Below are 10,517 nucleotides of genomic sequence, written 5' to 3' on the forward strand. Positions count from 1 at the left end.
AGAAGCACAAATGCTTCTGGCTGATCTCAAAAGGAAGTCGCGTTAGCGGCTTTTATTGCGCAGTCGCGATACTCGGACGACTATGACTGAGCCATGACCAATAATTATGCGACTACATATTGAACATCATTAGTTGAGGGTTAGATAAACTTCTGCGTAGGCTGGTCCAGCGGCTTCCTTTCAGCTATCGGCATGGGCGGCCTAGCCACAAACTCATCAATTCGGCGCGACTTCGCACTGCGAATTTACGATACACACAGACAATATGCTGATGTGCAGTGGAGTTGGCCAAGCCAAGGTGCTCAGCAATGACTCGCTCCGAAGCTTTGGTCAGCAACAGCCGAAGTACCTTACGCTCGGTAGGAGTTAAGGGCGATTTAGCCACCAACGGTCCACTGGTGAGCATGAGTTGACGGTGAAACCACTTGATGCCACGAAGCGCATAGGCCAGCAGTTCGTAGTCTCGGTCGATAAACACTTTGCGAGAGTAGAAACCGAAATGCGACTCTGCATCTTCATTAAGTGGGAAGCCTACCCACAGAGAATCCACCGTTCCATAGCGGGCGCTGAATATCTGGTAAACCGGTCCATCAAACCACTCCGGCGGCAGATCACGTCGATGACCATAGGTGCGAAATTGACCAATACCGAGCATCGGCTGTAAGAAGGAAATATCCATCTCACGACTGTTCCAGCGCCTTTGCAGTTCCTTGAACGGACCATCTTCAGATGGCGCCTCGAAGGGATAGAGCAGTCGAGTGACTGCGACGCGCCATCCTTGTAGCGGATCAACGTTATTTGAGTTCGAGTCAAGGCGGGTAGCACCACCCCAAGTCGAGTTCCAGGCTCCCACCATCTTGCACAACCGCTCTTGCAAATGTTGTGCGGCCGCATCAGTCTGGCCTACATCAAAGTCAGTGAGTTCATCCCACAAGCGGTGAATGTCTTCTTGAACAGCTAAATCCAACACACCAATTTCCCTTGGGTTACTTATTTATTCTGTGACAACTCGGAGTGTCAACCCTACACATCAGTGGATAGAAGCAACAGAACCTTCTCGATAAGCTCCCCTCGCTATCGACTGGCATCAGCCACGCAATTAAACCAATAAAGACATCTGCCTTGGTACCAGGCTCTGGGACTGTGGAGTCCAAATGAAGGCTGCCTAGGGACGAGGAAGAGGGACGAGAAATGGACAGCATAGGGCAACAGCAAAGCAGCAAGGTTGGAGAAGCAGACAAGAACTTCCGCCGCCACTCAACCCGCAATGTCCGCTCATGTTCGCCGATACCATTCGCTCGGAGACAAACCAAAGCGTGCTCGGAAGAGCTTGGCAAAGTTCGGTGCACTCGCAAAACCGCAACGCCATGCAAGCGCGCCCACGTTCAGTCGTTGAGTTTGCTCCAACAACTCCCTCGCGAGTTGCAAACGGATCTCGCGCAACTCACCCATCACTGTTTGATCTTGAAAGGCAAATGCCTCGTACAGTCGCGTACGCGAACAGCCCGTGCCATTTGCGATGGCCGCAGCGTCCAGGTCGTGGCGATGCGCTTCTCGTTGCATGAATTGCATGGCCGCCGCGTGTCGGCCCCGATGCAAGTGATCTTGCAAAGAACCATGTGGATCAGGCGTACTAGGATGCTCGCCTTCCCGACCCAGATTGCGAAGAGCCAGCAGAGTCAGGGATCGCGTGACATCCAACAGACCAGCCTGCTCCACGGTGTCCACCTGTCCAGGACGACGTGCCAATCGTGCCAGGTGGGCAAGCTGACTACTCACCATAGGGGCCAACGCGCTGTGCGACAAGTCAAAGTTTCCTGGCTCCTTGCCCATCGCGGCGAGTACCTCTCGCCTCGGCAGGTCAATGAAAGCCTGCCGAGCATTGTGACTCCAGCGGTAATGTCCTTTCAAACGCGGCATGAAAAGACCCAGCGACCCCGTCTCCATGTGCTGGGGCTCGCCAGGCGCAGCGTTCAGGCGCAGATCCCCTGCCTCGATCAACGAGATCACCACAAGCTCTTCCAGAGGTTCGGCCCGATGAAAGCCAGTACGCATGTCATAGGCCGACGAACGCGTGCTACCAAAGATTGCACTGCTGCTACGCAACATATGCATGTCGGCGTTCAACGGCACGTCCGGCGAGGGTATGAACTCTACCTGCCAGTGTGCAACCTCGCGCCATGCTTCTCGACGCAGCGCAGGCTCTACGTCGTCGGAATGGCGGTGATCAATCACACAGAGCGCGGGCAGCGAGGATGACATGTGATCGGATTCTACGGACGAGTTGTCCTGTCGGACGCATTTGCTCAACTTTGGGACGCCGGCGTTCAGCACGAGGAGCAATGCAGACTGCCGCCCCCCTAAGCTTTGACACATGTAGCCGCTCGCGTGCGTCCAAACAAAAAAGCCCGCTATCAGGAACAGAGTAAATCGGAACCCGCCATGCAAGACCCACGCACCTACCAGCCGCATCGCCGTCACTTCATGGCCGCTGTCGCCGCCAGCCTGACCCCGCCTGCATTCACACAGCCTCGGCTTGCCGCTGCGATGGAGCGCGGCAGCACTCGCGTGGTGGGCTTTGCCAATGCCGAGATGGACTATCAGTTGATACGCCAACTGGGGGCGACACGGTACGGTGGTGCTTCTGTGGGCGAATGTCTGGCGTTGGCTCAGCGCATACAGAACGGCATTCCGGCCAGTTGGGTAGCGGAGTTCAGTGCTGCGGCCCAGCGCCAGGAAGCTGACGCTCAGGCCCGCGCGCTGCGCAACCACGCTGTTAGCGCGCGCCAGCAATACTTGGTGGCTTGCAACAGTTATCGCGCTGCCGAGTATTACTGTGGTGTGCAGAACCCTGAGCACATGCGCCTGGGCCGCAAGAGCCGCGAATGCTTTCTGGCCGCCATGCGTGGGCAAGAGTTGGAAGAAGTCAATTTCCCCTTCGGTGGTGCACAGTTGCCAGCGTATTACGTCCGAGCACCGAGCCAGCATGACGGTCATGGACATCATGGCCGCCCCAGCAAGACGCTGCTACTCATCAGCGGTTACGACGGCACACTGGAGGAAACCTGGCTGTCCTATGGTCTGGCGGCACTGGAGCGCGGCTACAACCTGCTGCTGTTTACCGGTCCGGGGCAGATGGACACGCTGCGCTTCAACTCCGGGATGGCCTTCATCCCAGAATACGAACATGTGGGCCGTTTGGCGCTGGACTATGTGCTGGCACGCCGCGAAACCGATCCGCGCCACGTGGCGCTCATGGGCATCAGCTTCGGCGGCTACTTCGCCACGCGCATCGCTGTACACGAGCCCCGCGTGCGAGCGCTCATCGCCAACTCGCCCATCATCGATCTGCACGCCTACATGGCCTCATTCGTAGGATTCGACCCAGCCCTGCTGCCTGAGGCCGAGGATATAAGGCTGGAGGACATCGATCACATCCCTGACAGCGCCATTCCCCCACAGACGCGCGAGATGATGCGTAACCTGATCGTGCGGCTGGGCCAGACAAGTTTCCGCCAAGCCTATCTGCGACTGCGCGACTTCCGAGTGGATGCCCCTAGCTTACGCAACATTCGATGCCCTTCACTGGCCCTAGTTGGCACCGGCGAAGGGGCGGAGCCTCTGGCCCAGTGCGAGCGCTTTCAGCACGCCGTCGGAGGCTCTGTCGCACGGCATATCTTCACCATCAATGAGGGAGCTGAGGGCCACTGCCAAACCGGTAACTTGGCCTATTCCGCTGCCGTGTCAATGGACTGGCTGGACGAACTGTTTGGAGGCTGACCATGCAAGCAGTTTATCTTTCTCGGTACTTTGCCGCTGCACTGCTAGTGGTTTCCGTCGCGGCCTGCGGTGGCAACAACGAAACCGATGCGCCTAATGCCAGCACAGTGAGCCAGGCCACTTCTCGGCTCAACATCCTGGTGCCGCAATGGATGCAGCGCACTGGCGTACCAGGCGTGGCAGTTGCAGTGGTGCATGACGGCCAAACGGTGTATGCAAAGGGCTTCGGCCTGCGCCAGGTGGATGGCAGTGAAGCCGTGAATGCGGATACGGTATTCCAGCTCGCCTCGGTCTCAAAATCCATCGCCGCTACGGTGATGGCATCGCAGATGACTTCCGGCGTGGACTGGAGCACCCCCATACAACGCTTGCAGCCCAGCTTCACCTTGGCATATCCACAGCCACGGGACAACGCCGACCTTAGTTTGGGTGATTTGTTTGCCCATCGCAGCGGCCTGCCTGACCATGCGGGTGACCAACTCGAAGACCTAGGCTTCCAACGCAGCGACATCCTGCAGCGCTTACGCCACGTAGCTCTCAACCCTTACAACAGCTACTCATATACCAATTTTGGCCTAACGGCTGCAGCCGAAGCGGTGGCTCAGGCACGCGGTCTTGACTGGGCCTCGATGTCAGCACATTCCATATATCTGCCACTAGGCATGACCCAAACTAGCTCTCGCTATGACGACTTTGCCAACCGGTCCAACCGCGCCTGGGGTCATGTGCAAGTCGATCTTAACTACGACAGTTACGGAGCTCAGCCCGCACGTTATGCCGTGCAACGGCCTCCGCGCCAGCCCGATGCGCAGTCCCCTGCTGGTGGCGTCAGCGCTAGTGCAATCGACATGGCCCGTTGGATGACCTTGGTGCTGGCACAGGGACAGAATCAGGAACAGCAACTTTTAAACCCTTCCGCACTGCGGGCCGCCATGACAGCCCGCCCTGGTGGAGCTTATGGCTACGGGTTTAACGTAGGACCTGATCCACACGGCCATCCCAGCGTTTCCCACTCCGGAGCCTTTTTACTGGGTGCACACACAACCTTCATCTTGTGGCCCCAAGCCAGATTAGGTATCGCAGTGCTCACTAACGCTCAGCCACGGGGACTGGCTGAGGCCATCGCGTTGACCTTTGGAGAGCAAGCCTGGGGCGATGTGAGCGATGTTGCGCCCAACACAGACTGGCTGACCCTCATGCAAGCCAAGATGCATGAAATGTATCGCCCATTGGGGCGCCTGGCGGGTCAGCCAGCGCCTAAAACGCCTACACCTGCCCTTCCCCTGACCAGCTATGCCGGGCACTACGCCAATACCTATTACGGCGATGCTCAGGTAGCCCTGGATAGTGAAAGCAAGGCGCTAGAACTCGTACTCGGCCCCGCCCAGACACGCTATCGCCTCCGCCATTACGACGGCAACCTTTTTGCATTCGACCTGCAGGGCGAAAACGCTCCCCCAGGTTCAGTATCTGCCGTGCAATTTAGCCTCGAAGGCTCTGGGCGAATGCAGGTCGAGTACTACGCCGAAGACTTGGCACACGGGCTTTTCGAGCGCGTTGCCGAAGGCCAATAGCAGGGGGCCCATTCCCTGCAACACAACACCAAACATCTCCGAGGAGTCTCTAAGATGCGCTTTCCCCCTCCACCTGATACAACTCTTTGCTCATTGTCCGCAGCAGCAGTGCTTCTGCTCACGCTGACCTTGGCTGCATGCGACGGCGATACCCCGCCGAGCGCGAGTGCACCCCCTCCTACAGGTTCTGTCGTTTGCAAGGACTATGCAATGCAGGACGTGCTGGTTGCCCCCAAGACGATCACCATCCGAAACAATTCTGAAAGTCAAATTTACCCAGTGCTGGCCACCAGCACCAACGCAGTCAACGAATGGGTGCGAGGCTGTCAACGCACCAACGAAACATTGCCCACAGAATCGGTCTACAAGCTCTATGTCAACGACGGCGAGGGCATTGCGCCAGGCTCTGAGGTCACCATCACGCTGCCGCTGTACAGCGAGCTGGGACCCAAGCAATACATCACCTGGTGGAACGGCGGCCGCGTGCTGCTGGCCGACCGCAACAAGCGCCTGCGCAACGACGAAGACAAGCCCATGGCCACCCCAGGCGACGTGGCCTGCCAGGCGCAGGGCACAACGTGCAAGCTGACGACCTACTCCAGCAAGGTGCAGTTCCCTGAGGACGCGTTTGCCCAGTTGTCGGAATACACTTTTGGCGATGCCGTCACGGTGAGCGGGCAATCTCTGCCGCTGCTCAATCCAGAAAATGTGGGCTACAACATCTCTTACGTCGATCACGTCTACATGCCCGTGGCCATTGGCGTGCGGGGCAATCCCTATATCGGCTACAGCGGCTCGGCCCAGAAGCTGAGCGACTTCCGCAGCACGCTGCGCAGCTTCCTCGATGGTCTGGGCTCGGGCTGGCCGCTCTACAACATGAGCGAGCTGCGCCTGCCTGGCGGCTACAACATCTTTGCCCAACGCGGCGGCTATCTTGTCGCCGACCAGGACGTTCCCGTGCAACCACCGGACGGCAAGAACCCGCCGGTGCTCACGGTGAAGAAATGCCTCGACAAGCAATGTACCCCCACGGAGCAGCGCGAGATGCAGTGGGGCCAGTCCGTGCAGAACATCCAGGATCTGTGGGGTGCCTGTGTTGACTGGGGCAGCGAGAACATCGCCCAATACACCGGCAAGAAGTACCCGGGCGATTGCACCGCGCCACAGGCGATGAAGGACAACATGACCCTGGTCAAGGACTTCTTCGCCGAGAACCACAAAAAGTACCTGGCCCTGTACGCCAGCGGCACCTGCCAGGGCAGCACACCACCGGCGCATGTGGCTGAATTCAAGTACTGGGAAGCCATCAAGCACATCTACGGCTGGGTGCCCTACAACGAAGGCTGCGGTGCAGCTGCCAACAAGCTGAGCGCTACCACTGTCCATGGCCGCGACCACGCATATGTGCAGGCAATGTACATCCAGGACTTGCAATACAACTACAAGCAGTCCGCAGCCCAAGCTGACCCCAAGCTCACCATCAACCCCTACGTCAAGCTGATTCACGATGACCTGGGAATGAGCGCCTACGGATTCTCCGTAGATGACGCAGTGGGGTTCATGAGCGAACTGGGCAATGGCCTGGTGTTCACCGTGGGCGGTGTGCAAGGGCTAGAGAACCCCAAACCCTTCAACTACGCCGACGGTTTCTCGGTACTGCTGGGTGCCCCCGACGTGGTGTCCGAAAACAAACCACTGCTTAAGAAGTACGGCGTCTGCGCCATTGGCCAAGATGCCAGCGACCCGAACTGCAACAAGGACAAGCAGGACGTGACCATGCCCGGCAGCCGCAAAATCGTCGGCTTTCGCGTCGGCTCCGTGCCTTCATATCCCATGAAGGTTCGTTTCACCGACGCGCAGGACAACGTCTACACCTTGCTCATCAAGGAAAAGTTCGCGACCTGTAGCGGAGCACTAGCCAACTGCCCGTCGAACAAGACGGCCATTGTGGACAGCAGCGCATGTAGCGTTGTTACCGCCCAGGGTCAGAAACATGCCAACTCCGACAGGTGGTGCGCAGGAGCCAACCCCAACCAGGGCCGAGACAGCGGCGAAGCGGTTGTCAAGAACTACCTGAGCTACCCGGTTCCAGTGCAGTACATGCCCTGAACCCCGGCCATCTATAGGAAGAGGCTGCTTGCGCTTTTCCTGAAAAGCGCAAGCAGCAATGAAAAAAAGGGAATAACTGTATGCAGAAAAACAAGATCCAGACCGCTATGCTGCCCATCGCACTGGCCTGCTTGGCCTTGCTCGCTAGTTGCGGCGGCGGCGAGGGCGACACCCCACCACCGACCTATGCCTCGCGCTACCCCACGCTGGCAGCGCATGCGTCGATGGACGAGGAGGACTTCGAGCGCTACCTGCTGAACGCAGGCCGGGGCACGGACATCACGCAGGAGACCATCAAGTCGCTGTCGGTCGGCGCCAGCATCGACTCCGCCGCCTCCACCTATAACCTTCGCCCCATCTTCGACCTAGGCCGGCTCAAGGAAGACAACCGGCTGAGCGTGGACACCACCCGCTCGCAGCAAAAAACCGAGCTGAAAATCACCAGCAACAAAACCGCCAGCTCCACCAGCAGCCAGACCACCATCGACGGTTCGGCCTCCGGCTCCTACGCGGGCTTCAAGGCTGCTGCCGCCTACCACCAAGCCAACGCCTGGAAGAACACTCAATCCGACGGATCCATCAGTGTGCAAATGGTGTCGGCCAACACCAACAACATCGCCGCCATCCTAAGCAGCGGCTTTAGCGACGCCGACAACCTCACGCCCTACCTCATTGGCACCAAGCTCACTGACGCACAATTAAGCAGCGACATCAGCGTCGCAGAAGGCCCGCCGACCAGCGCATGTGGCGGTAAAACCTACATCGCGGGCGTGGCGGTCAACCGTTACAAGCTGGCCGATACCGAGCCCTACGCCAACATGCAGTTGCTCACTCGCATGGAGTCCGTCTTTACCGATCTGCGGGCGCAGCATGAGTTGTGCGCCGACGCTGCCATCAAGGCACAGACTATCGGCTATATGACCGAGTTGCGCCGCAAAATCGTCAGCGCCATCGCCGACTTCTACGCCTTCAATGGCGACTCGTTTGTCTCTCAAACTACCTCAATGAACCAAGGCATCGGCAAGGGTCAACTCTCCTTCAGCAACGCCGACGGCAACACCGAGTCGCAGTACGGTGCCTCCCTCTCGGCCGAATACCAGACCGGCGCTTTCGGCGGCGGTGCGTCAGGCTCATTCCAGTACTACAAGCAGAATGGCTGGGCCACGGCTGTGCAAAACGTGCAAGTTTCCGCCGAATCGTGGCCCGCTGGCGTAGCAGACACCTCGGCCTGGGTCAGCAGCCTCAACACCATGCTGAAAGACCAGAGCGCATCGCTAGTGCCGCCGTTGGGCAGCCTGCCCAAAGACCCTGGCGTGAAGCCGCCCACACCCGTTGGCCCCAAGAAAGAAAAGCAGGAAGGCCCGCCGGACTCGGCGTTTGCCTCTTACGCAGACTGGAAACAATACCAGGCCGATAAGAAAAGCGCTAAAGACGCCGACGTACTGGAGCGCGTGCACCAGCGGGTCGAGAACGAGCCTCTGGTCGCCAATGACAAGAGAACCCTGCAAAGCAGTCCAGGCAACTCCGAATACCTGCAATTCATCGCCGAACTGGACGACCTGAAGTTGCGCGCCCGGCAGCCCCAGAAACCGCCGCAGGCCGGGGCAAGCACCGACGGTAACTTAGTGCGCTTCGACAAGATGTACGTAAACGGCTTCGAGACGCTGCCTTACGACGCAGTGATTCCCCAACTGCGCCCCAAACTGGACATTCCGGGTGTGAGCAAAGCCATCGGCAGCTTCCCTCAGTTGATGGAAATGATGCTGACCGTGGAGAAGCTTGGCAAGCTCGACTCATACCTGCGCTTTCTAGCCAACCTTTCGGTAAGCAACGTCACGCCCGAGATGAGCGCGCGCTACCACCAGTTCTTCCTGAAGTCTTCGGCGCGGGCCTATGACCTGGTCACCCTGTCACTTGGGCAAGGAACAGACATAACGCCCGAAGTGCTGGCGGGCTACAAGAAGGCCATGCTCGGAACCAACGCCTCCAGGGCAGAAAGCGAACTGTACAAGAACTTACAGGACTTGGACTATTACGACTACGTGGTCGGCACTTTGCTCGATCCAGCCAAGGGCAAGGCATGGTCTACCGCGCCTGGCGGCTACATGCCACTTCGCTGGACACCCGACGGCGGCACCGAGTTGGTTACCTGGACAGGTCTGCCCGTGGGGAAGGATGATGGGGTGACGGGAGTGAACTTCAGCAACCCAAACATCAACCCGCTATCGCTCTATCAGAGCGCGAAGGCCATCCAGACCCCTTGGTATCCTGTGTATATCTTCAACCAGGGCAACACGCCAACGCTGGTGTTTGTGCAGCACTTCGGGGCCTATCAGGCGATCTACGGCGCCCGCTGGGTAGTTCAACCCTATGGCGACGACAAGTTCGTGAAGCCGAGCCTGAAATCCCAGTGGCCGGAGTACCAAGTAATGGGCAATGAAGGACTGCCATTGCCTGTTGACGCCAAAAAGCCGATGCGCGAGGTTGTGGCGGCCCGTGAGAATTCCTTCTTGGAGCACGTAATGGCTTGGGACTACTCCGTGAACTTTCCACAGTCAGGTAACGACCCTGCACGCCTGAGCAAGTTCAACGCGCTCGTGGTCGTACCGAAGCACTTGAACCTCGACCGGAATCCCGACATCAATACGTGGAACGAAAAGGTGATGCGCGGCAACTCACATTCAGTGGCCTTGCGCTTCCTCGACAACGACACGCTGACCCGCCTCAAGATCGAGAATGACGGAATCTATCGCTCTTTCCGACCCAGTAGCACCCCCTCCGCCCAGCGCCTGGTGCGGCGCGTGCGTGACGGATCGGTAGTCAACGTCACCGAGGAGATACGCGGCGGTGAAGCCTACGTAATGCTGCTGCCGCTGAATGCAGCCACTGCGGGCGACAACCTGAAACAGGCTTTCAATTACGCCCCCGAGCGTACGCCCATGGATATCGTCAACCAGAACAGCCTCGGCATCATCAACAAACTAGCCGTATTGCTGCAATAAAAGCCGCTAACGCGACTTCCCTTTGAGATCAGCCAGAAGCATTTGTGCTTCT

At 58.4% G+C, this 10,517-nt stretch carries 6 protein-coding genes; 4 read left to right on the forward strand and 2 right to left on the reverse strand.

Features of this window, described 5'->3' with window-relative positions; genetic code table 11:
• Positions 1–184: 184 nt before the first annotated feature.
• Complete coding sequence (locus tag P353_RS30065; RefSeq protein ID WP_157839646.1) at positions 185–967, reverse strand: helix-turn-helix domain-containing protein; 783 nt, start codon at positions 965–967, stop codon at positions 185–187.
• 308 nt (positions 968–1,275) lie between these two features.
• Entirely contained in the window at positions 1,276–2,262 is a 987-nt protein-coding gene (locus P353_RS23820) for an AraC family transcriptional regulator (protein WP_080750665.1), read from the reverse strand.
• 180 nt (positions 2,263–2,442) lie between these two features.
• Here P353_RS23820 and P353_RS23825 point away from each other — a divergent pair, with 180 nt between their 5' ends.
• The 4 genes from P353_RS23825 (at position 2,443) to P353_RS23840 (ending at position 10,465) form a co-directional block, all read left to right on the forward strand.
• On the forward strand, positions 2,443–3,780 hold the full coding sequence (locus P353_RS23825) for an alpha/beta hydrolase family protein (protein WP_232776856.1): 1,338 nt from the start codon (positions 2,443–2,445) through the stop codon (positions 3,778–3,780).
• Between the two features lie 2 nt (positions 3,781–3,782).
• Entirely contained in the window at positions 3,783–5,354 is a 1,572-nt protein-coding gene (locus tag P353_RS23830) for a serine hydrolase (protein WP_052084997.1), read from the forward strand.
• A gap of 210 nt (positions 5,355–5,564) precedes the next feature.
• Positions 5,565–7,463: a hypothetical protein gene (locus tag P353_RS23835; RefSeq protein ID WP_198529140.1), complete on the forward strand. Its 1,899-nt coding sequence runs from the start codon at positions 5,565–5,567 to the stop codon at positions 7,461–7,463.
• A gap of 80 nt (positions 7,464–7,543) precedes the next feature.
• Positions 7,544–10,465, forward strand: coding sequence for a hypothetical protein (locus P353_RS23840; RefSeq protein ID WP_034375258.1), 2,922 nt, complete (start codon positions 7,544–7,546; stop codon positions 10,463–10,465).
• The last annotated feature ends 52 nt before the right edge of the window (positions 10,466–10,517 follow it).

The sequence above is a fragment of the Comamonas testosteroni genome (assembly GCF_000761245.1).
In the GTDB taxonomy this organism is placed as follows: Bacteria; Pseudomonadota; Gammaproteobacteria; order Burkholderiales; family Burkholderiaceae_C; genus Comamonas; species Comamonas testosteroni_C.